Annotated in this window: 19 protein-coding genes and 3 pseudogenes; 10 read left to right on the top strand and 12 right to left on the bottom strand. The window is 62.8% G+C overall.

What is annotated here, in order from left to right:
- Positions 1-5: 5 nt before the first annotated feature.
- From ACODSP_RS24760 to ACODSP_RS24745, 4 genes are read left to right on the top strand one after another with little or no spacing between them, the layout of a single operon-like run.
- Positions 6-1,127, top strand: a complete 1,122-nt coding sequence (locus ACODSP_RS24760; RefSeq protein ID WP_488968201.1) for an acyl-CoA dehydrogenase family protein — start codon at positions 6-8, stop codon at positions 1,125-1,127.
- Entirely contained in the window at positions 1,127-2,746 is a 1,620-nt protein-coding gene (locus tag ACODSP_RS24755) for an AMP-binding protein (protein WP_488968200.1), read from the top strand. The genes ACODSP_RS24760 and ACODSP_RS24755 overlap by 1 nt, the downstream gene beginning before the upstream one ends.
- Complete coding sequence (locus ACODSP_RS24750) at positions 2,733-3,512, top strand: SDR family NAD(P)-dependent oxidoreductase (protein ID WP_488968199.1); 780 nt, start codon at positions 2,733-2,735, stop codon at positions 3,510-3,512. The genes ACODSP_RS24755 and ACODSP_RS24750 overlap by 14 nt, the downstream gene beginning before the upstream one ends.
- A 35-nt stretch (positions 3,513-3,547) precedes the next feature.
- The gene (locus tag ACODSP_RS24745) at positions 3,548-4,933 is read left to right on the top strand and encodes an aromatic ring-hydroxylating oxygenase subunit alpha (protein ID WP_488968198.1); all 1,386 of its coding nucleotides are present in this window, start codon (positions 3,548-3,550) and stop codon (positions 4,931-4,933) included.
- 53 nt (positions 4,934-4,986) lie between these two features.
- Here the strand turns inward: ACODSP_RS24745 and ACODSP_RS24740 are convergent, their stop codons facing one another.
- Positions 4,987-5,397, bottom strand: coding sequence for a nuclear transport factor 2 family protein (locus ACODSP_RS24740; RefSeq protein WP_488968197.1), 411 nt, complete (start codon positions 5,395-5,397; stop codon positions 4,987-4,989).
- 375 nt (positions 5,398-5,772) lie between these two features.
- Between ACODSP_RS24740 and ACODSP_RS24735 the strand changes: the two genes are divergently transcribed.
- The gene (locus ACODSP_RS24735) at positions 5,773-8,010 is read left to right on the top strand and encodes a TonB-dependent receptor (protein WP_488968196.1); all 2,238 of its coding nucleotides are present in this window, start codon (positions 5,773-5,775) and stop codon (positions 8,008-8,010) included.
- Between the two features lie 65 nt (positions 8,011-8,075).
- Positions 8,076-9,098, top strand: a complete 1,023-nt coding sequence (locus ACODSP_RS24730; protein ID WP_488968195.1) for an NADP-dependent oxidoreductase — start codon at positions 8,076-8,078, stop codon at positions 9,096-9,098.
- Between the two features lie 21 nt (positions 9,099-9,119).
- Here the strand turns inward: ACODSP_RS24730 and ACODSP_RS24725 are convergent, their stop codons facing one another.
- From ACODSP_RS24725 to ACODSP_RS24715, 3 genes are read right to left on the bottom strand one after another with little or no spacing between them, the layout of a single operon-like run.
- Positions 9,120-9,902 carry an SDR family oxidoreductase gene (locus ACODSP_RS24725; RefSeq protein WP_488968194.1) on the bottom strand — a complete coding sequence of 261 codons (783 nt, stop codon included), beginning with the start codon at positions 9,900-9,902 and terminating at the stop codon, positions 9,120-9,122.
- A 12-nt stretch (positions 9,903-9,914) separates the two neighbouring features.
- Positions 9,915-10,724, bottom strand: a complete 810-nt coding sequence (locus ACODSP_RS24720; protein ID WP_488968193.1) for an SDR family NAD(P)-dependent oxidoreductase — start codon at positions 10,722-10,724, stop codon at positions 9,915-9,917.
- A 12-nt stretch (positions 10,725-10,736) separates the two neighbouring features.
- On the bottom strand, positions 10,737-11,498 hold the full coding sequence (locus ACODSP_RS24715; RefSeq protein WP_488968192.1) for an SDR family NAD(P)-dependent oxidoreductase: 762 nt from the start codon (positions 11,496-11,498) through the stop codon (positions 10,737-10,739).
- A gap of 306 nt (positions 11,499-11,804) precedes the next feature.
- Between ACODSP_RS24715 and ACODSP_RS24710 the strand changes: the two genes are divergently transcribed.
- Positions 11,805-12,983 carry an aromatic ring-hydroxylating oxygenase subunit alpha gene (locus tag ACODSP_RS24710; RefSeq protein WP_488968191.1) on the top strand — a complete coding sequence of 393 codons (1,179 nt, stop codon included), beginning with the start codon at positions 11,805-11,807 and terminating at the stop codon, positions 12,981-12,983.
- A 22-nt stretch (positions 12,984-13,005) separates the two neighbouring features.
- Positions 13,006-13,350 carry a putative quinol monooxygenase gene (locus ACODSP_RS24705; protein WP_488968190.1) on the top strand — a complete coding sequence of 115 codons (345 nt, stop codon included), beginning with the start codon at positions 13,006-13,008 and terminating at the stop codon, positions 13,348-13,350.
- 98 nt (positions 13,351-13,448) lie between these two features.
- Here the strand turns inward: ACODSP_RS24705 and ACODSP_RS24700 are convergent.
- From ACODSP_RS24700 to ACODSP_RS24690, 3 genes and pseudogenes are all read right to left on the bottom strand, one after another.
- Positions 13,449-13,577: pseudogene (locus tag ACODSP_RS24700) on the bottom strand (IS66 family transposase); the annotation flags it as partial.
- Positions 13,553-14,146, bottom strand: coding sequence for a transposase domain-containing protein (locus ACODSP_RS24695; protein ID WP_488968189.1), 594 nt, complete (start codon positions 14,144-14,146; stop codon positions 13,553-13,555). The gene ACODSP_RS24695 and the pseudogene ACODSP_RS24700, both read right to left, overlap by 25 nt.
- Positions 14,147-14,364: 218 nt before the next feature.
- Positions 14,365-14,924: pseudogene (locus ACODSP_RS24690) on the bottom strand (IS3 family transposase); the annotation flags it as partial.
- 167 nt (positions 14,925-15,091) lie between these two features.
- On the opposite strand from ACODSP_RS24690, the pseudogene ACODSP_RS24685 reads away from it, so the two are divergent.
- Positions 15,092-16,193, top strand: a pseudogene (locus ACODSP_RS24685) (IS256 family transposase).
- A 250-nt stretch (positions 16,194-16,443) separates the two neighbouring features.
- Positions 16,444-17,457 carry a hypothetical protein gene (locus ACODSP_RS24680; protein ID WP_488968188.1) on the top strand — a complete coding sequence of 338 codons (1,014 nt, stop codon included), beginning with the start codon at positions 16,444-16,446 and terminating at the stop codon, positions 17,455-17,457.
- A 6-nt stretch (positions 17,458-17,463) separates the two neighbouring features.
- Here the strand turns inward: ACODSP_RS24680 and ACODSP_RS24675 are convergent, their stop codons facing one another.
- The 5 genes from ACODSP_RS24675 to ACODSP_RS24655 all read right to left on the bottom strand — a co-directional run.
- Positions 17,464-18,339 carry an alpha/beta hydrolase gene (locus tag ACODSP_RS24675; RefSeq protein WP_488968187.1) on the bottom strand — a complete coding sequence of 292 codons (876 nt, stop codon included), beginning with the start codon at positions 18,337-18,339 and terminating at the stop codon, positions 17,464-17,466.
- Positions 18,336-19,505 (bottom strand): glycosyltransferase family 9 protein, encoded by a 1,170-nt coding sequence (locus tag ACODSP_RS24670; RefSeq protein ID WP_488968186.1) that lies wholly within the window; start codon positions 19,503-19,505, stop codon positions 18,336-18,338. The genes ACODSP_RS24675 and ACODSP_RS24670 overlap by 4 nt, the downstream gene beginning before the upstream one ends.
- 58 nt (positions 19,506-19,563) lie before the next feature.
- The gene (locus ACODSP_RS24665; RefSeq protein ID WP_488968185.1) at positions 19,564-21,732 is read right to left on the bottom strand and encodes a tetratricopeptide repeat-containing sulfotransferase family protein; all 2,169 of its coding nucleotides are present in this window, start codon (positions 21,730-21,732) and stop codon (positions 19,564-19,566) included.
- A 12-nt stretch (positions 21,733-21,744) separates the two neighbouring features.
- Positions 21,745-22,398 carry an invasion associated locus B family protein gene (locus ACODSP_RS24660; protein ID WP_488968184.1) on the bottom strand — a complete coding sequence of 218 codons (654 nt, stop codon included), beginning with the start codon at positions 22,396-22,398 and terminating at the stop codon, positions 21,745-21,747.
- Between the two features lie 72 nt (positions 22,399-22,470).
- A partial coding sequence (locus ACODSP_RS24655; RefSeq protein ID WP_488968183.1) for an autotransporter outer membrane beta-barrel domain-containing protein occupies positions 22,471-25,322 on the bottom strand: 2,852 nt, incomplete at its 5' end.

Below are 25,322 nucleotides of genomic sequence, written 5' to 3'. Positions count from 1 at the left end.
GCATCATGTCGGCATTCACCCAAGAAGATCGCAGCCTGCTGGCCGACAGCATCACCCGCTTCGTGGATGATGCCTATGGCCCGGAACGGCGGTTCGCGATCCTAAAATCTGATGACGGTTTTGGTCGGACCGAATGGGCCACCTATGCCGAACTGGGCTGGCTGGGCATCGCCATCGCCGAGGAACATGGCGGGTCGGGCGGCGGACTGGCGGAACTGGCGGTACTGCTGCGGGCGGCAGGCCGGGGGCTGCTGATGGAACCGCTGCTGCCCACCCTGGTGCAGGCGGCAAGCGCGCTGAGCCTGGGCGGCAGTGCGGAGCAGAAAGCACACTGGTTACCCGCCATCGCCGAAGGGCGCGCCATCATGGCCTTCGCCCAGGATGAGGCGGCGCAGACGGCAGCGCCCGTGACCGCCACACCCGATGGCGAAGGCTGGCGACTGTCCGGGCAGCGAGGCTTCGTTCTGTATGGCGCCATTGCCGACCGTATCATCGTCAAGGCCGATCTGGCGGGTGAAACGGCATTGTTCCTGGTCGCGCCCGGTACGGTCGGCGTCACCCTGGCCCATGCGCGCAGCATTGATGACCGACCGGTTTGCGACTTGTCACTGGACAAGGCGCTGGTCGCGGCCTGCGACCGGTTGCCCGGCGGTGATGCGGCCCTGCTGGACCGTCTGAACCAGATGGCGGCCCTGGCCGTCTGTGCGGAGGCGGTGGGCGCCATGGAAATGGCCAACCGCCTGACACTGGATTACCTGAAGACCCGTACCCAGTTCGGTACCACCATCGGCAGTTTCCAGGTGCCGCAGCATCGGATGGTCGATATGACGCTGGCCGCACAGGAGGCGTCGGCAATCACCTGGGCCGCCATCGGGGCCGCCTGCATCAATGCCCCCGACACTGCCCTGCTGACCGCCGCCGCCAAGGCACGCAGTGCCGCCGCCGCCAGGTTGATCGGCGAACAATCCATACAGCTGCATGGCGGGATCGGCATGACAGAGGAGTATGTCATCGGGCATTACTATCGGCGCCTGATGCTGCTGGAAAGCCTGTTCGGGGGGGCTGGCTGGCATCTGGACCGGTTGGGTGGCTGGACAGCCGCTGGCATGACGGAAGGATGCCTCTGATGGTGACAGCCCTGGCCCCGGTGCGCGATGAGTGGACGGCACAGCCGCTGGCCGTTCTGGCCCGCCGGCATGCCGAACGCGCACCCGACACCGTCGCCTTCCTGAACCAGGATCAGCATGCCTGCACCTATGCCAGCCTGCTGACCGATGCCGAGGCGCTGGCGGTCGGTCTCTGGGACCTGGGTCTGCGTCCGGGCGATGTGGTCAGTTTCCAGTTGCCCAACTGGATGGAAGCGGTGCTGGTGGATATGGCCGCCGGCCTGCTGGGTCTGGTTTGCAACCCCATCGTACCGATCTATCGCGGGGCGGAGGTAGGGTTGATCCTGGCCGACTGCAAAAGCCGGCTGATCTTCATTCCCGATACCTATCGCGGCTTTGACTATCGGGGCATGCTGGACAACCTGCGCCCTGCCCTGCCCGACCTGCGCCATGTCGTGCTGGTACGGGCACCCGGCGCGCCGCTGACGCTGGAGGCGCTGATCACGGCGGGACGGGGCCGGCGCATCGACTGGCCGACCATCACGCCCACATCGCTGAAACTGGTGATGTACACGTCGGGTACCACGGGCCGGCCCAAGGCCGTGATGCATGATCACCGCTCCATCGCGCGGGTTTCCTGCATCTATATGGGCTATTGGGGGTTGGCGCCGGGTGATCTGATGCTAATGCCCTCGCCCGTCACCCATATCACCGGCTATTCCAACGGGATCGAGCTGCCCTTTACCGAAGGCACGCGCACCCTGTTCATGGAGCGCTGGAACGCGGATGAGGCGGTGGCGCTGATTGACCGGCACGGGGTGAACATCACCATCGGGGCCACGCCTTTTTTGCAGGAACTGCTGGAAGCGGCGGAACGGGCGGGGTCGCGCCTGTCATCCTTGAAAATCTTCGCCTGCGGCGGGGCCGCCGTTCCGCCCGACCTGATCCGCCGGGCCAATGCCCTGTTCGCCCATGGCCGGGCCTTCCGCGTCTATGGCAGTACCGAAGCCCCGCTGATCACCCAGGGCTGCATGGGCGCGGACGAGTTGGAGATGGCGGCCACCACCGACGGCAAGGTCATCGATTACGATATCCGCATCGTGGATGAGGCGGGAACGGTTCTGGACCGGGGCCAGGATGGGGAAATCCTGGTGCGCGGCCCGTCGCTGTTCATGGGCTATGCCGATGCCGGGCAGACGCGGGAGGCGCTGGACGGCGACGGATTTTTCCGCACCGGCGATATCGGTCACCTGACCGATGCCGGCGCCATCGTCATCACCGGTCGCAAGAAGGACCTGATCATCCGAGGCGGGGAGAACCTGTCCGCCAAGGATATCGAGGATGTGCTGCACCGTCATCCCGGCGTGCAGGAGGTGGCGGCGGTGTCCATGCCTCATGCAAGGCTGGGGGAGACCGTGTGTGTCTATGTGGTGCCACAGCCGGGCATGGCGCCCGACCTGGACAGCATCACCGGGCATGTCGCGGCGACCGGTCTGGCCAGACAGAAATTCCCCGAGCGGGTGGAACTGGTCCCCGACCTGCCCCGCACCCCATCGGGCAAGGTGCGCAAGGACATTCTGCGCCAACGGATCGCGGCACAGATCGCAGAGGAACAGGGAGGCGTGAATGGCAAGGCTTGATGGCAAGGTGGCGCTGATCACCGGTGGCACGGCGGGCATCGGGGCGGCGACCGTCCGGCGACTGACAGCAGACGGGGCCAAGGTGGTCTTCACCGGTTCCAATGCCGCCGCAGCCGAGGCCGTCTGTGATGAGACGGGCGCCCATTTCCACGCCCATGACGTGACGGACGAAGCGGCGTGGCCCGCCCTGATGCAGGCCATCGCCGACCGTTTCGGGCGACTGGACATCACCTTTGCCAATGCCGGGATTGAAACCGGGGATGGCAGCATCGAAACGGTCGGCCTTGCCGCCTGGAACCGCATCATGGCCGTCAATGTCACGGGCACCATGCTGACCTGTCAGCATTCGGTTGCCGCCATGAAGGCCAATCCCGGCGGGTCGGGCGGGTCGATCATCATCAATTCCTCCATCAACGGTCTGGTCGGACTGCCCGCCAACATCGCCTATACGACATCCAAGGGGGCCGTCCGCCTGCTGGCCAAGTCGGTGGCCGTGCATTGTGCGCGGACCAAAACCAATATCCGCTGCAACTCCGTCCATCCCGGCATCATCGACACGCCCATCATCCGCCGCGCCGTAGCCGACACGCCCGATCCCGCCGCCTCGCTGGCCTATCTGGGCAATATCTCCCCCCTTGGCCGTCTGGGTCGAGTGGAGGAGGTGGCGGCGCTGGTCAGCTTCCTGGCCAGTGAGGAATCCTCGCTCATCAACGGGGCGGAACTGGTGGCCGATGGCGGCACCACGGCGGGTCTGGTTGGCGTTTGAAGTCCATAAAATCAAACAGGTTCAGGGAGGTTGCCGTGCCAGATGATCTTTCGTCCCAGCCCAAACCCGGCGAGGCCCGGTGTCCCGGCACCTCGTGGAACGACCTGATGGATACGGACACGCACCCCGTGCCCGATTTCCTGCGTCGCGAGAATTACCAGTATATGGGCAGCGCGCCGTTGCAGGCCGATCGCTACACCAGCCCCGATTTTTTCCGGCAGGAGTTGGAGAAGATGTGGCCGCGCGTCTGGCAATTCGCGGCGCGGGAAGAGGACATACCCGAACCCGGCGACTTCACCCTGTATGAGAATGCCGGACGATCCTATCTGGTGACGCGGCAGCCCGACGGGTCCATCCGCGCCTTCCACAATGTCTGCCTGCATCGCGGGCGCAAGCTGCGGCTGGAAAGCGGATCGGCGGCGGAGTTCAAATGCCCCTTCCATGGCTTTGCCTGGAATACCGACGGCAGCCTGAAGAACATCCCCTGCCGCTGGGACTTCCCGCATTTGCAGGAGGAGAAGCTGGCCCTGCCGGAGGCACAGGTCGGGCGTTGGGCCGGCTACATCTTCCTGCGCGAGGCGGCGGAAGGCCCCAGCCTGGATGAGTATCTGGCCCCCCTGCCCGACTTCTTCAAACGCTGGCGGCATGAGGAATGCACCACCGTCATCTGGGTGGGCAAGGTGGTGAATGCCAACTGGAAAGTGGTGGCCGAAGCCTTCATGGAGGCCTGGCACACGGTGGAAACCCACCCGCAGATCCTGCCCTTCACCGGTGACGCCAATACCCAGTATTCCACCTATGGCGACCATGTGAATGCCGCGCTGACCCCGTTTGCCGTCATGTCTCCCCACATTGATCCGGCGGGCAAGGCGCAGCAATGGATCGTGGATGAGTTCCTGAAATATAATGGCCGGGCCGGGGGTGCTGAAATGTCGGTGGATGTGCCCAACGGCATGACCGCCCGCCGCGCCATGGCAGCCGCCAACCGGGAAAAATATCAGGCAGACAGCGGCTATGATCACAGCCATGTGACCGATGCCGAGCTGCTGGACGCCTTCGTTTACAACGTGTTCCCCAATTTTGCCCCCTGGGGCGGGTTCATGCCCAACATCGTCTATCGCTGGCGGCCCTGGCCCGATCAGGACAAGACCCTGATGGAAGTGCGCATCCTGGTCCGCCTGCCCGCCGATGCGCCCAAGTCGCCGCCGGTGGAGATGAACTTCCTGGGCGCGGATCAGCCCTGGACCGACGCCAAGGAACTGGGCGTGCTGGGCGATGTGTTCCAGCAGGACATGGAGAACCTGCCCTTTGTGCAGGATGGCCTGAAATGTTCCAAGAATGGTCAGGTGCAGTTGGGCAATTACCAGGAAATCCGGGTACGACATCTACACGCCACCCTGGATAAGTACCTGGCTGATTGAGCGGGTGGCCATGGAAACCGGGGCGGCACCGAAAGGGCCGCCCCGGATTTCTTTCAGCCCTTTGCCCGCGCCACCGCCGCCGTCACGGCGGCACTGTTGTAATAGTAGGGCTTGATCGCCGCCACGCGGCCATCATCGGCGAAGTGGAACACTTCCACCAGTTCCAGCGGCTCCCCCACCGGCGGCACCAGTTGCAGCAGATAGACGACATTGTTGCCGGCGGCCATCCTGTTCTTCACCTCAATCATCGCCTGCCCCAGCGAGGTGCCAAGCACTTTCGCATACAGCTCCCGCAGCGCGCCCTTGCCGCTGTACGTGCCGGCAAAGGGCAATGTCTCGGCCTCCGTTATCACCAGATCGTCGCACAGCATGGTTTCAGCCAGCGGCCAGTTGCCGGTGGCGGTCGCCGCATAGAGCGCTTCGGTGGTGGCCATGTTGCGGGCGGCAGCATCGGTGTGGGTCACGTATTCCTCCTTTGTCATGTCGATTACAAGGCGGTCGCGGGATGGCCGAACACGCCCCGGCATCACATTTTGTGATTTATGATTCTACAGTCATTAGATGAAAGCGCAGTCTGGCTGTCAAGCCCGGCCTGCAATCTTCTGCGGCGGCGGACCACCACCGAAATCGGATCAAAAATCATGCGGAAAACGACATCGTCACGATAAAGGTGGATTGACGCCCGCAGGGGGTGCCAATATAGTGATTAATGACTCACTAATCATGACTTCCGGGCAGGAGTGAACCGCCGCATGTCGTGGCTGCAATCGGCCCCCGCCCATGAGAGTCGCTGCCAAACAAGCCCACAAAAAAAGACATCCACAGGGAGGATATCCATCATGGCTTGCGCACCCACCTTGCGTACCACGTTGCTGGCGGCCGCAGCTCTGGTGCTGACCAGCGCCCCGCCTTCCCATGCACAGGCCACGGGTGCTACCGGCGGCGCCCAGCTTGACGCGCTGGAAGAGATCATCGTGACCGCCCGACGCCGGTCTGAAACCCTGCAGGAAACGCCGCTGTCCGTCACGGCCATCACGCCGGCACAGCTGGAAAGCAAGGCGACGCTGAATATCGGCGACCTGATGGGTTCCGCCCCCAACGTGCTGATCACACAGCAGAATTCGGGCGCCGCCGCCGCCAATGTCTCCATCCGCGGCCTGTCCTTCGCGGATGTGGAGAAATCGTTCGACCCGACGGTGGCCATCGTCGTGGATGGCGTGTTCATCGGCACCAGCACGGGCGCCTTCCTGGACTTCTTCGATATTGACAGCATCGAGGTGCTGCGTGGCCCGCAGGGCACCTTGTTCGGGCGCAACACCATCGGCGGCGTCATCAATATCCGCCGCTCCCGCCCCACGGGCGAAAATGGCGGCAAGGTGGAACTGAGCTACGGCAAGTACAATACCTGGGCCACCCGCGCCATCCTGAACACCAGCCTGGTGCAGGACAAGCTGGCCGCCAAGTTCTTCTATTTCCACAATGAAAGCGACGGCTACTACCGCAATGGCCTGACCGGCAAGCGGGTGGGTGGCAACAATAACGAGAATTTCGGCGCCAGCTTCCTGCTTACCCCGACCGACAATTTCGAAGCGCTGCTGACGCTGGAAAAGCAGGTGCAGGATTTCGACCCCGTCAATTCCAACATCTCCAAGACGGGAGAGGTGTTCTGCGCCTTCGTGCCGGCCAATCAGTGCAACCGCAACACGCGCAGCGACCTGTACACCGTCTTCAACAGCCCGGCCCATTCCAACTATAAATCCCCGGCGGCGACGCTGGAGATGAACCTGGACACCGACGGCATCGACCTCACCTCCGTCACCGGCTACCGCACGTCGGACGAGGCGCAGACCCAGGATTTCGACGCGTCATCCGCCGACCTCTACTATACCAACCGTATCCAGGATTACTGGCAGTTCAGCCAGGAACTGCGCGGGGCCGGCAATCTGACCGACAGCCTCGATTACGTGGTCGGCGGCTTCTATTATCAGAGCAAGTTCGACCTGTTCCAGGGCACGCGCCTGTTCGGCGCCGTCAACCCGGCGGCGGATCAGTACAATACGGGCCGGGCCAAATCCTACGCCCTGTTCGGCGACTTCAACTGGAAGTTCGCGGATCAGTGGCGCCTGTCGGGTGGCGGCCGCTGGACGCATGATGAAAAGCAGCAGGTGAACAAGGTCGGCACCGCGCAATATCCCAACGCCAAATATAGCGGCAGCAAGTTCACGCCCAAGGTGGTGCTGGATTACCGCCCCGACAGCAACAACATGCTCTATGCCTCCTGGTCACGCGGCTACCGCTCCGGCGGTTTCTCCAGCCGTGGTCAGACGCTGATTTCCTCCACCACACCGTTTGGTCCCGAAACGGTCGACAGCTATGAGGCGGGCATCAAAAGCGCGCTGCTGGAAAACCGCCTTCAGGTGAACCTGGCCGGCTATGTCTCCGACTATAGCGACCTGCAGCAGAACACCACGATCCCCACCACCATCGGCACCGGCAACGAAACCATCGTGACCAATGTCGGCAAGGCCAAGATCAAGGGTATTGAACTGGATGTCACGGCCCGCGTCAGCCATGATTTCAAGGTCACGGCCTCACTGGGTCTGCAGAATAGCGGTTTCGACGGCTTCATCACATCGGCCCCCAATGCCGCCGGGCGGCTGGTGCGGTTCGATTATTCCGATGTGAAGATGATCTATTCGCCCGACATCACGGGCTCGCTGACGGCGGAATATACGGTACCGGTCAGCGTGGGCGATCTGGTGTTCAGCGGCAGCTACCGCTATATCGGCACCTATGATCAGCAGATCTCGCTGGGGCCGACGCAGGTGGATGCGTCGGGCAATGTCAAGGTCCTGTCGAATGATCCGCGCGTGCGCTCGGACAAGCAGAACCTGTTCGATGCCTCGGCCACGCTGAATTTCGACATGGGCGACAATAAGGGCAAGCTGACGGTCTATGGCCGCAACCTGCTCGATGACCGTGGCCCCAACGCCGCCTTCACCGTCGCCGGACTCTGGTCCTTCTCCTCCGGGCGTGAGCCCCGGACCTATGGCATCTCGCTCGGGTACGAGTTCTGATGCCGATCCCGGCGGGGCCGCACGGTCCCGCCGGGGTTTCTTCTTTTCTTGAGGGAGCCTGACCGATGGCCGTCAACCGCCGCATCACCCTGCGCGCGCACCCCGCCGGCAATCCGCGCCCAAGCGATTTCGCCCTGATCGAGGAAGCGGTCCCGCAGCCCGGCCCCGGCCAGATGCGGGTCCGCAATCTTTATTTCTCGATGGAGCCGGCCATTCGCGGCTGGCTGGACGGCAAGGATAATTACTTCCAGGCCATCCCGCTGGGCGGTGTCATCCGGGGGCCGTCGCTGGGCGTGGTGGAAGTATCTAACCTGGACGGGCACGCGCCCGGTGATCATGTCTGGGGGCTTACCCACTGGGAGGATTATTCAATCCTGTCAGCCGACACGATCCTGCTGGAGAAGCTGACTGTCAGCCCTGATATCCCGCTGTCGCACTATGTCGGTGCCCTGGGTCCGTCGGGCCTGACGGCCTATGTCGGCCTGCATGATGTAGGGCGGATCAAGGCGGGCGATACCGTCGTCATCTCCGCCGCCGCCGGTGCGGTGGGCAGTGTGGCGGGACAGATCGCCCGGCTGCGCGGCTGCCGGGTGGTCGGTCTGGCGGGATCGGCGGAGAAGGCCGCCATCCTGACCGAGACGCTGGGCTTTCACGCCGCCATCAATTACCGCGCCGTGGAGGATCTGGGCGCTGCCATCGGGCAGGCCTGTCCCGGCGGGGTGGATGTCTATTTCGACAATGTCGGCGGCCGCACGCTGGACGCCCTGTTGCCGCACATGCGCGATTTCGGGCGCGTCATCTGCTGCGGCATGATTTCTGACTATAACAACCAGGCCAACCCGACGCCGGTGCATAATCTGTGGCAGGTGGTGGCCAAGCAGCTCACCCTGCGCGGTTTCCTTCTGTTCTCCCATATGGAGACGCTGCCCCAGGCCCGTCACGACCTGCATCAATGGGCCGCCGACGGAAAGCTGGTGGCGCTGGAAAATGTCACCCGGGGCATCGCCAGCGCACCCGACAGCTTCTGCCGTCTGATGACCGGCCAAACGGTGGGAAAGACCGTGCTGGCCGTGGATTGGCCCGCCTGACGGCGGGCCAATCCATCCCCCTCAGCGGCTGGTATAACCGCCGTCGATCACCAGTTCCGACCCAACCATATAGCTGGAGGCCGGCGAGGCCAGGAACAGAACGCCGGCGGCGATTTCCTCTGGTTTGGCCTGACGGCCGATCGGGTGCATGGCGTTGACGGCCTGTGTTGCTTGTTCGACCGACGCCATCGCGCCCAGCGCCACATACCGTTCAATGATCTCCTGGATCATGCCCGTGCCCACGGCACCCGGATGCACGGAATTGACCCGCACCGGATAGCCCAGGGCGCAGAATTCCAGCGCCGCCGACTTGGTCAGCATCAGCACCGCCGCCTTTGACGTGCAATAGGCGGCGTTGAACGCGGCGCCGCGCAGGCCCCCGACGGAGGAGATGTTGATGATGGACGCACCACCCGGCCGGTCGGCGCCGGCCTCACGCAGCAGCGGTAAGGCCGCCTGCATGCCCAGCAGGGTGCCTTCCACGTTCACCGCCTGACAGAGCCGCCATTGTTCCAGCGTCGTTTCCGCGATGCTGGCCACCAGCGGGATGCCGGCATTATTGACCAGCACATCCAGCCTGCCATGGCGTTTGCGGATATCCCGCATCAGGGTCGCCCAGGCATCGGCATCGCGCACATCCAGCACGGCCCTTTCCCCGGCCACGGCACCACCATCGGCGGGCCAATGGCGATCCGCCGCCACCACATGCGCACCCGCCGCCGTGAAGGCGGCACAGATGGCCCGTCCGATGCCGCCGCCGGCACCGGTGACCAGGGCGACGGCGCCATTCAGATCCTTGCTCATGCCACATCTCCCCTATTGTGCCGTCCAGCCGCCATCGACCACCAGTTCCGACCCGGTCATGTAGCTGGCATCGCTGCTGGCCAGGAAGGCGATGGCAGAGGCGATCTCCGCCGGCTGGGCCAGACGCTTGACCGGCGTCATGCCGGCCATCGCATCCATCAAATCCTGCGCCCGAGCCGCCTTGCCCTGATCCACCCAGCGCTGCATGCCGACATGCAACAGGGGCGTTTCCACAAAGCCGGGATGGATGGAGTTGACGCGGATGGGCTTCTGCGCCTGCGCGAACTCAATGGCTACTGCCTTGGAGAACAGACGCACCGCCCCCTTGCTGGTGTTGTAGGCCGAGGTTTCGGCAAACCCCACCAGCCCCATGATGGAGGCGACATTGATGATGCTGGACCCGCCCGCCCGCCTTTCCCCGCCGGCGGCCAGGGCCGCCGTGAAGGTCCGTACGCCCAGGAACACACTGTCGACATTCACGGCCATCAGCCGGTGCCATGCGGCCAGGCTGGCCTGATCGACCGGGCCGACCATGTCGGTGCCGGCATTGTTGACCAGCACGTCCAAGGCACCCCAGCGGTTATCGACCCAGCCGCGGGCCAAGTCCCAATCCGCCTCCGACGTCACATCCAGCCGCAGATAGGTGGCACCCGGTCCCAGCCGGCCTATCACCTGCCCCACCAGCGGGTCATCGGGCGGCGAAAGGTCGGTGGCGATCACCTGCGCCCCTTCCGCCGCCAGCCGTTCCGCCGTGGCCAGCCCAATCCCGCGCAGGGCCCCTGTGATCAGGACCCGCGCACCCTTCAATCCGCGATCAAACATCTTGGCCCCCGGTCACTGCGCCCACATGCCACCATCGACATAAAGCTCGATCCCCGTGATGTACCGGCTTTCATCCGATGCCAGGAACAGGACGGCATTGGCGATATCATCGGGTTCACCCATGCGGCCCAGGGGGATCGCCGCCATCAGCGCATCCTTCACCGCTTCCGCACTGGAGGCTGCCTGCATCATCATGTTGGTCCAGATCATGCCCGGATGGATGGAGTTGCAGCGGATATTATGGCTGGCATTTTCCACCGCAATGGTCTTGGTCATGGTGCGCACCCCGCCCTTGGCCGCCGCATAGGCCGACAGGCCCGGAATGCCCAACGTGCCCGCGACGGAGGACAGGTTGACGATCGACCCGCCGCCCGACCCCCGCATCAAGGGCAGGGCCGTCTTCACGCCCAGGAAAGTGCCGAGCAGATTGACATCCAGCTGCCGCTGGAATTCCTGCGGCGAGGTATCATCAATGCTTTTGGTCAGATGGATGCCGGCATTGTTGACCAGGATATCCAGACGGTGGAAGCGGCTTTCGGTTTCCGCGATCACGGTGGCCCAATCGTCCCCCGACACTACATCATGGCGCAAGGCGATGGCAACGCCACCCGCGCCCCGGATTTCGTCGGCACAGCGGGCCGCCCCATCCCCATCCATGTCGGTGACAACCAGGGCCGCCCCCTCCGCCGCCAGCCGGCGGGCAGTGGCATGGCCAAGGCCAGGGTTTGACGACGTACCCGTGACAAGTGCCACCTTGCCCTGCAAACGACCCATTTTAGGCATCCTCCCGGTTTAGGCGCCATGACCGGCGGGGGCCGACAGACATCTTCGACCCCACGAACAGTCATTAACGCGATTTATGATTCATCAGTCATTATTCGTCACAGGACCCCTGCCCTGTCAAGCGCGAAGCGGGCGATTACGACCAATCCGGCAATTTCACGGAAACACCCGAAACCCGGCTTGACAAGGGCACCCGCGATGGTGACGATGACGTATGAATCATAAATCATCACAGGTGACGTGCGCGGCGGATCATGCCCTGCCTGTCCATCTGTGGCGCGCGCAATGGGGAGCGAAATGACGGCGCTGGCGGAACAGATCAACCGGTCGGTGGAAGCGATGCTCACCTATGTGGAGACGCAGACCACCGATCAGGCGGCGGACATCCTGAAGGTACCGGCCAGCGACTATCTGGACCCCGCGCGGTTCGAGCGGGAAATGGCGCTGATCTTCAAGCGCCTGCCCCAGATGCTGGCCTTGTCGATAGAGTTGCCGAAGCCGGGGGACTACAAGGCGATGGAGGTGATGGACGTGCCCGTCCTGATCACCCGCGACCGCGACGGTCAGGTTCACGCCATGCTGAATGTCTGCACCCATCGCGGGTCGCCCCTGGTCAAGCCGGGCCAGGGAACGGCCAGCCGTTTCTCCTGCCCTTATCATGCCTGGACCTTCCATAATGACGGGCGCCTGTTCGCCGTGTCGGAAAGGGCGAAGTTCGGGGAGGTGGACAAGAATTGCCACCGCCTGAAACAGCTGCCCTGTCAGGAACTGGCCGGGATGATCTTCGTCATCCTGACGCCGGGCTTGGATATCGATGTGAAATCATATCTGGGCGGGATGCTGGACGATCTGGAAAGCCTGGGCTTTGCCAACTGGCATTTCTGCGGCAACCGCGACATTTTCGGGGCCAACTGGAAAATCGCCTATGATGGCTATCTGGAGGGCTATCATTTCGCGACCGCCCATCCGGAGACGGTGCATCCGCGCACCTTTTCCAACATCATGCATTTCGAGGGGTTCGGGCCGCATCTGCGCATCGGCTTCCCCCAGCGCAGCATCGGCAAGCTGCGCGAGGTGCCGCAGGAGGAGTGGCACCGGCATCAGAATGACGGGTACGATTTCGTGCGGACCCTGTTCCCCAACTTGTCAATCTTCGTCGCCCCGGAGATCGCGCAGATCGCCCTGCTGCTGCCGGGGTCAACGCCAGGGCAGAACCGCACCATCCTGACCTATGTCACGCCCAATGCCCCGGCGGATGAGGCGGAGCGGGAGAAGATGACCATGATGGCCAGCTTCTTCGGCGATGTGACCAATCAGGAAGATTATGTGCTGGGCCTGTCCATCCAGAAGGGGCTGGAATCCGGCGCGCTGGACCATGTCACCTTTGGCCGCAATGAACGCGGCAACCAGTATTTCCACCGCTGGGTCGATCATTACCTGAAGGACGATCCCGCCGCCCCGCCACCCAGCCTTTGACCACCCTATCAAGGACATCATCATGCCGATTGTCATCATGGCCACGCTGGACGTGGATCCCTCTTTGCGCGCGCAGTTCCTGAGCGATGCCGATCCTCTGATCCAGGAGGCCTTGGCGGAGGATGGATGCGTGGAATATAGCTGGGGTGCCGATCACAAGAACACCGCCCGCGTGAACGTGTTTGAGGAATGGCGGGACGAGGCGGCGCTGCGTGCCCATTTCGCTGCCCCCGCCTACAGCACCATGGTGGGTTTGCTGCAAAGGGCCGGGATGACGGCCGCCGAAGCGCGGAAATATCGCGTCGACCTGATCGAACCGGTCTACGACCCGCAGGGGCAGGCACGGGCCGATTTCTTCACGGCCTGACCAGCAAAGGGGGCGGCGCCAATCGTTGGCTGACCTAGCCCCTTGGCTAGACCGGGCAAATCAATCCATGATGGCGTCCTTCTGCTCAGCAAACTTTACGACCGGCGTCCGACGGCGATACCGCGCAGGGCGCGTTTGGCGGCATTATTCGACATGCAGATGCGCCCATCCTCCAGGAACCGGGTCATGGCGCCCCAATGTTTCAAGGCATAGTCCATGGCCTTTGCGGGATCCGGATCGGATGGGATGGGGCCGGCGTTTGGCTCACCGTCTCACAGGACCGGCAGGCGAACTTCTCCCGCACATGCTGTACGATCTTCCAGCGGCGGGGTTCGCATTCCAGGCTTTCCAGCACATCCTCGCCGATCTTGCGTAAGGCATCGCCGCCGCAGCGCTCGCAGACACAAGGCCACGGATGCACGATCCGTTCCCGTGGTAGCGCCTCCGGCAGCGGTCGCCGGGCCGGCTTGCGCGGCGTGCCGGCAGGGGTGGGGACGGAAATGGACATGCTGAGTTCGCCGGCCACCTCATTCTCGGCGCTGGTTTCCTCCAACTCCTCCAGTTGCAGTTCCAACTGCTCCATCAGCAGCCGGCCCCGCTCGGAGGATTGGCCGTAAAGCTCCCGCCGGGCTTTGGCTAGGGCCAGGCGCAGCCGTTCGATCTCGATCGCCCGTTCGCCGGCCTGTTGGCGCGACGCCGCCAATTCCCCCTGCAACGTCAGGATCAGCGCATGGGCCGCCCCCAGATCGGCGGGCAAGGTGTCGGCAGCTTGGGCGGGCGGATTGGGGCTGGACATGGAGGCATTGAATTATGCCCATGCCGTCTTGTCTGCAGCTTTCCAGCCCGCCCGTTCGGGCCGGGCCGTGCGCTATGGTAGCTAGGCGATGTTTTGGGGTGTTTTTTGCGGACAGCAAAAAGCCGCTGATTCCTGTTTGGAATCAGTGGCTTAAGTGTTAGATGCGGGGCAGGATTTGACCGACTGAGATTCCGGACATTCCCGCCAGTCTCAGCACCGGCCACCCATTTCTGGTTGGGCCGGTCGGCCGTAAACTGGCGATCCGGTCGGTCGCAGGCAATGACCGTCCGCTCGCCCTGGTCTTGCGGCAATCCTCGATCGCGGGGGCCTAGCACGCAGTCCCTGCTGCCTGCATCGGTCGTTCAACCCGATGCAGGCAGCAGGCAATTCCCTCGGCCAACAGGTACCGCCAGACGCTGTAGGCACTATAAGTCCTATCGATGCCGATATGGCTTGCCTGCACTCTGGCTCCTATCCTGTCATACTCGCAGACGCGCCGGGACGAGCCAAGCATGGAAACCACTCCGCGAAATACTGAGCGCCCCGCACATCCATACCTCCAGCAGATCCCTCGGTACTTTGCGATGAAGACGAGCCTCATATATTGTCCTTCGCGAAGCAGGCGGCCGATTTTTTAGGATGTAGCGCTCCGCTTTCAGCCCCGCTAAACGTTGGATCTCCAACTCCTAAGGCTTCATCTGGCCTTGGCCCGGAAAGGCAACCCAGGGTCGGATGCAAGTTCCTGTACCCATTTACGCAACACATTCTCATGTACATCAAAACACACAGGCGATCACGTCCCTTTGGGTGGTGTATGAGCGCTGTCGCCGGGGCAGACCTGGAGGTCGGTGTAGCCGGCCAGAGTGTCTGCCCCGGCGGGCAGTGATCGTGGTTCTTCGGTAAAGTCTGGTCACCACAACACAAGCCCAACCGAGGGTGACCACGATGACCGAAGAGATGATGGCACTGCGCAGCATGCTGGAAAAAGGGGCTGACGCGGATGTTCTGCGGGAAATGATCGGTTTTGCCGCGCAGCGGCTGATGGAGCTGGAAGTCCAGGGGCTGACCGCTGCCGGGCATGGCGAGCGCTCGGCGGACCGGCTGGTTCAGCGCAACGGCTACCGCGAGCGGGACTGGGAAACCAGGGCGGGAACGGTGGAACTGCGCATCCCCAAGCTGCGCAAGGGCAGTTCTTCCTGGAGCCCCGGCGCATGGCGGAGAAGGCGCTGACGGCAGTGATCCAAGAGGCCTATATCCAGGGCATCTCGACCCGCTCCGTCGATGATCTGGTGCAGGCCATGGGCATGTCGGGCATTTCCAAGAGCCAGGTGAGCCGGCTGTGCGCCGATATCGACGACCGGGTGAAGGCCTTCCTGGAACGGCCCATCGAGGGTGATTGGCCGTATCTGTGGATCGACGCCACCTACGTGAAAGTCCGCCAGGACAAGCGCACCGTCTCGGTGGCCGTGACCATCGCCATGGCCGTCAACAATGACGGGCGGCGCGAAGTTCTGGGCATGGATATCGGCGCGTCAGAGGCCGAAACCTTCTGGACCGATTTCCTACGCAAGCTGAAGCGGCGCGGCCTGAAGGGCGTGAAGCTGGTCATTTCTGACGCCCACGAGGGCATCAAGGCCGGCGTGTCGTGGCAGCCTTTATCGGCACCGCCTTTGCCCAGAACGATGCCACCGCGACCAGGGCGCAATGGCGGCAGGTCGCCGACCAGCTCCGACCAAAGGTGCCCAAGCTGGCCACCCTGCTGGACGAGGCCGAGGATGACGTGCTGGCCTACATGACCTTTCCCCGCGAACACAGGGCCAAGATCCACAGCACCACCCCCATCGAACGGCTCAACGGCGAGATAAAGCGCCGAACCGAAGTGGTCGGCATCTTTCCAAACGAGGACGCCATCATAAGGCTTGTTGGCGCTATCCTGTTGGAACAGAACGATGAATGGACCTTGCAGCGCGCCCGCTACATGACACTGGAAACAATCGCCCCACTCAGCGATGATCCCATCATCATGCTGTCCGCCGTGGCTGCATGATGCAACCGGCCAGATAAGCCGGATCGCGCGATGATCACGCCGCTCCCACACCACCGCAAGGGACGTGATCAAGCATATCGCCTACCATTGGATGTTGAACGGCAACACCAAGGGAGATAGCGTAGCGTGTTTTTGGGCATCTGATACCGACACCGCGCCAGTCGACACGGATACGAACGGCCAAAAATTTTCACCGTTGGTATGATTTCGCGCGCGCCATCGACCGTAAAACGGCGCCCCGGGAGGAAGAATGGATCGGCGGCTTTTTCTGCATATTGTCGAGGCACATGGCATTTCTTGGACCCTGGCGGCATTGTTGGGGGCTGTCGCCCAGTTCCGCATGATTGTCACCATCATCGGGGCCGCTTACGGCGATTCCATCGCTGCCGCGCAAGGGGTGGTAGCGGGCATGCCGCACTGGCAGGTTTATCAAAGCCGCATCTTGGGTCCGTGGGCGGTCCAGTTGCTGTCGGGACCGATCGGCAGCTTCAAGTCTGCCTATGTTCTTTACACGATCGGTCTGTATTTCCTGGCCGGGCTGGCGATGCTGGTCGCGGCATACCGGCTTTATGGTGTGAGGACGGCGTGGATAGCCTTCCTGTGCTTTCACATTCTCTGCATGATCTTGATCAACAGCCGTTGGCATTATATTTGGGATGGTGGCGAATTATTATCATTCACCCTGTTCTGCTATTTCGTCCTGACCGATAAGGATTGGCGGTGGATGACAGGGCTGTTCTGCGTCTCGATCCTGAACCGTGAAAGTGCGTTTTTCATTGCCGCCTGGATGATCCTTTACCCATTCCAGGTCGCCATCCTGGATCGCGCCCGTCCCCGTTTGTCCATGGCGCTGGCGGGCCTGGCCTGTCTGGTCGGGGGAGCTTTGCTGGTTCAGGGGTTGCGGATTGCCTTGCTGCAACGGGAGATCGGGCCAGACCTGTTCGGGATGCCGGAAATGGCGAGACGGAGTGTCCATCCGCATCTGCAAGACAACATGACCTATCTTATCGATGCCTTCCGGCACCCGACCATGGAGTTCAATATTCTGATCGTGGTTCTGCTGCTGGCCCCGCTGGTGTTGACGGGGTTGTTGGCCCGGCGGCTCGGGCGCCGCTATCTGGGCCTGGGGTTGGCACACAGCCTGATCGTGCTGTCGCTGCCCATTGCCGGCGTGCTGTCGGAAACCCGGGTATTGTTCGATCTGGTCCCGTTCATGGCTATTGGCTTCGCCGCTCTGATCCAGGGGCAGGAGAAACCAGCCTGAAACGGATCAACCGCCGCCGGGCGGCGTAGACCATCCGGGAAGGGATTGGAACTCTGAACGCCGGCTCAGGGTCGGCCAGATATCCGCCCAGCCGCCACCATGATCCTGATCGGGAATATCCAGCACATGGGCGGGGGCCGTAGCCGGCAGCCGATCCATAAAGGCCCTCAAGACCTCACGGCCAACCACCATATCACGGCCACCACTGATATGGATCTGTGGCAAGGACGCCAGCGCTGCGGCTGCGGTCGCTGGATTGACCGACCGGCTCAGCGGGGCCAGATCATGGGCGCGCACCCAACTGTCCAGGTCCAGATTGGCGGCAACGGTTACCAGGGCGACAACATCATCGCGCCGCTCGGCCAGCAAGGCCGCCAGGGCACCGCCACCGGAATATCCGACCAGCACCAGCCTTGCCGCACCCGCATCGCGTTTAAGCTGGTCCAATGCCATTCCGGCACTGTCGATCACCTCCGGCGCCCATCGGGCATCCGTCCAATAGGTGGAAGCGCAGGGGGGACGGATGCCCGTATATTGGCAAGGTCGGGCCAGCCAGGCCACCGGCCCGTCACCGGGGTGCGCCAGAGCCAGACGCAGGGCCACGGGATCGACTGGCGTCGGGTCTTGTGCTGGCCGGGTGGCGCTGAGATAGGCGAAGCCGTCGCCTTCGATATAGACGACCAACGGTGCCGCAGTGCCAGCCTGGGCGTGTGCCGGGCGGCTGGCGGTGGCAAGATCAAAGGGGCCGGACGGAATTGTCCGCCACTGCCAGCCAGCGGCCGAAGCCAGGCCCTGTCCCTGCCGTTGCCGGTCCTGGATGGCGCAGCCCCCGATCAGAAGACACAGGCACAGGATAGCCAGCCCGTGCGCCCGTCGGATCATGGGCGTTTTCCTGTCGGCCCGGCGGCACGCAACTGCACCAATGCTTTCGCCATGCCCTGCAGCAGACCCTGCCAATCCCCCCATGAAGGCTGCCGGAACAGGCGTACAGACGGGTACCAGGGCGTATCCTCCCGGTTCAACAGCCAACGCCAGTCAGGCAGGAAGGGCAGCATCACCCAGGCCGGCCGACCCAGCGCCCCGGCCAGATGCACGGGCGAACTGTCAACGGAGATCAACAGGTCGGCGACCGTCAGAATGGCGGCCGTATCCTCGAAATCCCTGATTTCGGGGCTCAAACTGATGATGTTCATGCCGGACGGGGGTCGGGCCACGTCTCCCTCGCTCGGCCCTTTCTGGATGGACAGGAAGCTAACCCCCTCCTGGGCGAGCGGTGCCAGGCCCGCCAGCGTCATGGACCGGTTCGCATCATTGAAATGGGTGGGCCGCCCTGCCCAGACCATGGCCACCTTCAGCCCCTTCACCCCCGCCAATCGCTTGCGCCAATGCTTCACACGATCAAGATCAGGGGACAGGTAGGGGATGGTCCCCGGCAGGTCCGACATTTTCAGGCCCATCACCATGGGCAAGCTCATCATCTCGCAATGCAGATCGAAGGCGGGCGGCAACTCCCCGCGCAGGGTCAAGGCATCGAAGCCACCCATCCGGGACGCCAGACTTTGGGTTTCGTGATTGACCTCCAGGATCACCTGGGCCCCGCTGCGGGCTTTTGCCCAGGCGACCATGCGCATGAACTGGAACGTGTCGCCATATCCCTGCTCATCATGGATCAGCAGGACCTTGCCAGGTATCGGTCGACCGTCCCACCGGGGACGCTGCACCTTGCGCTCGATCCGGTAGGTATGATTGAGGCTGTAGCGGTAGCTATATTCACGCCACCCCCTCTCGAACTCCCCCATCAATAACAGAGATTCGGCCAGATCGAAACGGGTGGAGACATGCCCTGGCAGGGCTTCGACCAGCATCTCCTGGATTTTGGCCGCATCGGCGATCCGCCCCTGAACCCGGAAAGCCTGGGCCAGCATGGCCCACAAAGGGGCCGGTCCGCCGCCATTGGCCAACATGGGCGCGACCATGGCCTCCACCTCCGCGCCTCGGCCAGCCGCCAGCAAGGGTTGGACCTTCAGCTCAATGTCTTTACTATCCATGAGGTGATCTCTACTGCGCGCAATTTGTCATTCGGCTGGAAAGCAGACGGAGACGCCCCTATGCCGAGCGGACCGGTTCCTTTGCGGGCCGGGGGGTCCGCTTGGCTGCCTTCGCCGGCTTCTCCGTGATCACGGGAACCTCTTCAATGCCGAGTGCGGTCAAGAGCGGCCCCAGATAGGCAGCATAGCGTCCGGCCCGGCCGATGCTGCGCGTGAACAAGGGCTCGCGTGCCTGATTGAGGCTGGCTGTGCGGATGATGCGCTTCGTCTTGTAGAAGTCGGTACAGGCGGGATCCCAGTCCAATCCCAGGAAGTCGATCAGGCGCCGCGCCTGCGGCTCGAAATCGCCAACCAGTTCCTCATAATCCACTTCGATGAACCGGTCGGGCGGCAGCACGCTGCGCCAATGGGCCATCAGCCTTTCGTAAGCACGATAAAAACGGCCAATCTCCGTCAGGTCATAAGAGAATAGCTGCTCGCGCGTGAACAGCTTGGTATAGCAGGAAAAACATGTATCCGCCGGGTTGCGCCGGACGTGGATGATGCGGGCCTGCGGCATGGATCGGACGATCATACCGGCATAGAGGAAGTTCGAGGGCATCTTATCCACAAAGCGGCGCTTGCCGTTGGATAGGGGACGCACATGATCGATATATTGACGTCCAATGGCCGCGAAGCCAGCGGCGGTCAACTGTTCGACGATGGCCGGGTACGGGCCGACCCGGTCAAGGATGCGGTTGAGCGTCGACAATTCCCCGCCACCATGGACGTGTCCATGCGAAGCCAGAACCTGTTCCACAAGGGTGGTGCCAGACCGCGGCATGCCAACAACGAACACGGGCAGGTCATCACCTGCCTCTCCCGCACCGATGTCCGGGTCAGCGAACACCGACGCCGGAAAGGCATGGACGATGGATTGTGTCCAGCGTTCCACGGCGTCGGCGTCGTAGGCGAAGGTCGCGCGTTTCTGACGGTTCCCCTCATTGAAATGATGGAAGGCCCGCTCGTCATTGCCACTGTCCAGCCATGCCTTCGCCAGGGCGAAATGCAGGGCGATACGGTCGTTGCGGCCCTGAACCGCATCAGGCGTCAACAACGCCTCCATCGCCGCAATGGCCGGGTCGCCAGCTTGGAAAGTAACAATATCGGACAGGTTGAACCGCGCCGAGACCGACCGGGGAAACAGCGCCAATGCCTGCTCAAAGGCCACCCGTGCCGCCGCCGTCTCTCCAATTTCCATCAGGCAGATGCCGCGATTGACCATCGCTTTTTCAAGCGCCAGTCCGGGCAGCTTGGCGGCACGCTCATACGCGGCCAGCGCATCGTCGGTTCGGCCCAGTGCCTGTAAGGCCTCCCCCATCGCCACATGCGCCTCCCCATTCTCCGGGGCCAGCGTTACCGCCCGCCGCGCCGCCTCCACGGCTTCATCCAGCCGATCCAGGTGACGCAAAGGCACGGCACGAACCAACAGTCCGCCGATATGATGGGGATGGAAGGACAGCAGCTTGTCCACCCAGCGCAGCGTTTCCACATCATTGCCACGGGACTGTTCGGCGGCGGCGGCATTTATATAAGCATCGGCCAGGCGCGGATTGATGTCGATCGCCTGACGCGCATAGGTCAGCGCCTCCTCGGCCTGTCCCATATCCGTCGCCAGATTGGACAGGTTGGAGAGGGCTTCGGCATAGTTGGGCGCAAGACGCAGTGCCGCCTCATAATGCTGCCTGGCTTCGCCCAGACGGCCCAGCCGCTTCAGCGTGTTGGCCAGGTTATTCTGCGCCTCTGCATAGTCTGGTTTCAACGCCACAACCTGTTCCAGACAGGTCAGGCTTTCGTCGAACTTGCCGGCCTCCTGCAGGATGATGCCCAGATTGTTCCATCCGGCAACAAGGCCATGATCAATGGCGATGGCCCGCCGACCCGCCGCCTCCGCTTCGGCAAGCCGTCCCGCCTGGCGGCACATTTCGGCCAGATTGCTTAGATAAGTTGCGGGCGCGCGAGGGGTTTGACAAGCGCGTTGCAAATGATCGATGGCGACGGGCAGATTGCCATAGGCATGGGCCATCAGGCCCATCAGATGCGAAGCATCGGCCTGTCCGGGCCAGATCGCCAGGACATGCTGGCACAGGCGCTCGGCCTGATCGGCCTGACCGGCATTCCAATGCGCGTGCGCCTGGGCCAGCGCCTGCTCCATGGATATCTGCTGCTGCGGAGGAGTTGTATTCATGGAGACGCCAGCCTATTTCGCGGAGATATTTGTCAATGCGTTGGAGAGATTGGCCATCTGCATCGGAATATCAATGGGGCTGTTGTTTCCCTGCACATAGCGGACCATCAATATTCTGCCCGCCGTGAACTGATTAAGGGCATCCCGGTCCATATCCACCGCCGCCAGACAGCCACTGGCATCACACGTGCTGAACGGCAACAGGATCGGCTTATTCTGATCAAGGGTCAGGGTTAACCCACCCGGAAGCAACACGCCATTCGGCGCGGCCAGGATCATCCGGGGCTTACCCTCGGGACCCATATAGCCGATCCGGACATGCAGAAGTACGACGTTCTGGGGCTGCGCTACGGCGAACTGTTCGACAAAGCAGATGTCTGCCCCGTTCTGGTCCTTGGCACAGGCCTTTGACCAGAGTTGGTCGGCATTCGCGGGGGCGGCCGCCCCTTCGGCGGCGGGGACGGCAGGCGGCGGTGCGCGGTCCTTCGTGGCCGCCAGGGAGAAGGCGATAGCCGCAGCGACAATACCCAGGAACAAAGCCCCGGTGATCGCCAGCTTGCGATTGGACGTTGTCAACTTCAGATTCGTCAGCATGGTTCTTCCAGTAATAATCTTGGATATGAGTGTACGCGCCTCATACGCCGCCTGAGCAATGATCACCGACATCGGGAACCGTTGCATCTGGATAGTCGGCAGACCAAAGCCGTGCACCAGGAACGCAAGGCTTTGGGCTCCGGATTAGAAACGAATGGTCGCCCTTGTCATGATGGTGTTGCTGAGGAATTTCTGGCGCCATTCTCCACCATATTCTAGTCGGAAATCCACCGCGTCGCTATGCGCCACTGTGGCGCCAATCCGCACCGCCAAGCCATCGGCGGCCGGCCGCTCGCTGATGCTGGAGAAGGTAACCCCGGCAAGAACGCCGGTCGTGGCGATTGGCCCCTGCAAATAGTCATGCACCCAGGCAGTCTCCAGGTCCAGCGTCGTCGGCCCCAGGACACTGCTGAAACCGGTCTTGGCCTGGAAGCCCAATTCCTGGGTCAGGGCGTCGGTATGCACGCTCATCACCCGCAGATCAGCGGCACCGGCACCCGTCTCCGTATAGCTTTTGTTGACCAGACGCACGGACCGCAAGCTCCATTTCGGGGTGATGACCTGTTCGCCCCATTTGATCAGGTCATAACCGACATCAACCTTGCCCAGATATTGCTTGCCACCGTAATCGGCCTTTGCCTCGCGGTTCAGGAACTGGATGTAACGCTTCTGGTTGAAGTCATTGTATCCAGCCCCGACTTGCGCACCCGCGGACAGGCGTCCGTTCGCCCATTCGGGCCGCCAGGTGGCATAGGTGGTGAGTTGATAGGAGTTGATCTTGGTCGAACTGCCGGTCATCGGACCACGGCCGTCTGTATCGCTGCGCATCCAGCTGAACGCGGCACCGACGGCCAGTTCCTCGGTGGCGAACCAATCGACGCCGGTGATCAAGCCGGCAGTGTCCCCCTTATAGCCGGCGGCGTTGCCGGAGGTACCCCGCCAGACATTATTGCCCAGAAGCTGGCCCCAAATGGCCCCTTTCTCCCCGCTACCACCGGCCGCCAGACCACGTTCACCGGATTCCAATGCGTTGGACGTCACCTGCTGACGTTGCGCCACCGCAGCGGATGCGGGCGCCGGCAGGACAACAGACAATTGTGGCGTAAGCTGGTTGGGTGACAACTGGGTAATGGCTTCCTGCTGCTGGCTGGCGCTCAACTGCGCCAACGGCGTCAACACCTGCGTCTGCACCGCCACCGCTGCGGTGTTGCCGGAGGTGAGGGCCGCGATCTGATCCAGCGCCGCGCCGGTGCCGACAGCCGCGCCGCCGGTATCAACACCAACCTCGGTGAAGTTGGATTGTAACTGCACGATAAGGTTGTTGCCCCCTTCCGCCGATACGATGGAGGGCGTGATGTTGAAGCCCCCCGCCGTAAAGCTCAGGCTGCCCAGGCTGATGGCCCCGCCGGACTGCACGATTGTATAGGTTTGGCCCGACGTGAAGGGAGTGCCGGTAATCGGCGTCAGTGTCACAGTGCCGCCCGACAGACCCGATGTACCGCTGACCAACAGGGAACCATATGTCGTGCTGGACCCTATGCCAAAGACCAGCGCGCCGGCCGTCTGTGTGAAATTGCCGGTGATGCTGATGGGGCTGTCGATCCGCAATGTGGCCCCGGCATTCACGACATTGCCGGTACCGACGTCGATGGCGCTGTTCAGGCGCATATCACCCGACAGGAAACGCAGGTCGGACGACCGGTTGACGATACGGCCCACCGCACCGTTCCGGCCAGTGAGCAACCCAGGCGCTGCCGACGCCCCGCCGACAATCGCAAGATCGCGCGATGACAGGTTGAGGATATCACCGGCGATGGTGCCAGAGTTGGTCAGGGTGCCCAGACTGCCACTGGCAGCGATGTAAAGGGCTGTGGCCGCGCTCAGGCTGCCGCTGTTCGTCAGGTTGCCCAGGCTGCCGCCGATATAGTTGTTGGCGGCGGCCAGGACCAGATTGTTGCCACTTGTGGCCCCGCTGGCAATCAGGCCGGTCACACTGCCGCTGACAGCAACACCCGCATAGCTGGAACCCGCACCGCCAGCGACCAGCGTGGTCTGTGAACCCGCCAGATAATTACCCGATGCTGACAGGGTGGTTGCCACCGTGCCGCCCGTGATGCTGGCCGCACCGCTGACCGACAGGACATTACCATTGACGTCAAGGCGCCCGGCCGTCTGGCTGTAATTGCCGGTGACCGACAGCGCCCCTGCCAGCTGCACGCTGGCGCCGCTATTGACCAGACTGTTCGTCCCGACATTGACGGCGTCGCCCAGCAAGAGATTGCCCGACGCCAGAACCACATTGGCGCCCGTGCTGGTGATCGAACCACCCGTCAGGGTACCCGCAGAGCCGATGCCGCCATTGATCACCAGCGCCCGGCCCGACAGGTTGGTGATGTTGCCGCTGATCGTCCCGCTATTGTTCAGCGCCCCCAGATTACCCGTCGAGGCGATATAGACCGCCGTCGCCGCGCTCAGGCTGCCCGTATTGTTGATCGCGGAAAGGCTGCCGCCCACATAATTGTTGGCGAACGACATCAGAAGGCTGTTGCCCGACACCGTGCTGACAGCCTTCAGGCCCGTCACACCGCCGACAACGATACTCGCCCCGCTATAGCTGGACCCGGCGCCCGCCGACACCAGGGTCCCGCCGCTGCCCACCAGATAATTGCCCGTCGCCGACAGGTTGGCCGCGATGGTCCCGCCCGTGATGTTCGCCGCACCGCTGACCGACAGGATATTGCTGCCGACATTCAGCACGCCCGCCGTCTGGCTGTAATTGCCGGTGACCGACAGCGCCCCTGCCAGCTGCACGCTGGCGCCGCTATTGACCAGACTGTTCGACCCGACATTGACAGCGTCACCCAGCAGCAGATTGCCCGACGCCAGAACCACATTGGCGCCCGTGCTGGTGATCGAACCACCCGTCAGGGTACCCGCAGAGCCGCTGCCGCCATTGATCACCAGCGCCTTGCCCGACAGGTTGGTGATGTTGCCGC

The sequence above is a fragment of the Niveispirillum sp. FG156 genome (genome assembly GCF_057809555.1).
The sequence above is the reverse complement of the archived record's forward strand: the minus strand, read 5'-3'. Positions and strand labels throughout refer to the sequence as shown.

Coding starts and splice junctions, on each gene's coding strand:
- ACODSP_RS24720 (WP_488968193.1), bottom strand. CDS start 10,724: ATGTTTGATCGCGGATTGAAGGGTGCGCGGGTCCTGATCACAGGGGCC.
- ACODSP_RS24755 (WP_488968200.1), top strand. CDS start 1,127: ATGGTGACAGCCCTGGCCCCGGTGCGCGATGAGTGGACGGCACAGCCG.
- ACODSP_RS24710 (WP_488968191.1), top strand. CDS start 11,805: ATGACGGCGCTGGCGGAACAGATCAACCGGTCGGTGGAAGCGATGCTC.
- ACODSP_RS24660 (WP_488968184.1), bottom strand. CDS start 22,398: ATGTCGGTGATCATTGCTCAGGCGGCGTATGAGGCGCGTACACTCATA.
- ACODSP_RS24665 (WP_488968185.1), bottom strand. CDS start 21,732: ATGAATACAACTCCTCCGCAGCAGCAGATATCCATGGAGCAGGCGCTG.
- ACODSP_RS24750 (WP_488968199.1), top strand. CDS start 2,733: ATGGCAAGGCTTGATGGCAAGGTGGCGCTGATCACCGGTGGCACGGCG.
- ACODSP_RS24670 (WP_488968186.1), bottom strand. CDS start 19,505: ATGGATAGTAAAGACATTGAGCTGAAGGTCCAACCCTTGCTGGCGGCT.
- ACODSP_RS24675 (WP_488968187.1), bottom strand. CDS start 18,339: ATGATCCGACGGGCGCACGGGCTGGCTATCCTGTGCCTGTGTCTTCTG.
- ACODSP_RS24680 (WP_488968188.1), top strand. CDS start 16,444: ATGGATCGGCGGCTTTTTCTGCATATTGTCGAGGCACATGGCATTTCT.
- ACODSP_RS24735 (WP_488968196.1), top strand. CDS start 5,773: ATGGCTTGCGCACCCACCTTGCGTACCACGTTGCTGGCGGCCGCAGCT.
- ACODSP_RS24695 (WP_488968189.1), bottom strand. CDS start 14,146: ATGTCCAGCCCCAATCCGCCCGCCCAAGCTGCCGACACCTTGCCCGCC.
- ACODSP_RS24705 (WP_488968190.1), top strand. CDS start 13,006: ATGCCGATTGTCATCATGGCCACGCTGGACGTGGATCCCTCTTTGCGC.
- ACODSP_RS24715 (WP_488968192.1), bottom strand. CDS start 11,498: ATGGGTCGTTTGCAGGGCAAGGTGGCACTTGTCACGGGTACGTCGTCA.
- ACODSP_RS24730 (WP_488968195.1), top strand. CDS start 8,076: ATGGCCGTCAACCGCCGCATCACCCTGCGCGCGCACCCCGCCGGCAAT.
- ACODSP_RS24725 (WP_488968194.1), bottom strand. CDS start 9,902: ATGAGCAAGGATCTGAATGGCGCCGTCGCCCTGGTCACCGGTGCCGGC.
- ACODSP_RS24760 (WP_488968201.1), top strand. CDS start 6: ATGTCGGCATTCACCCAAGAAGATCGCAGCCTGCTGGCCGACAGCATC.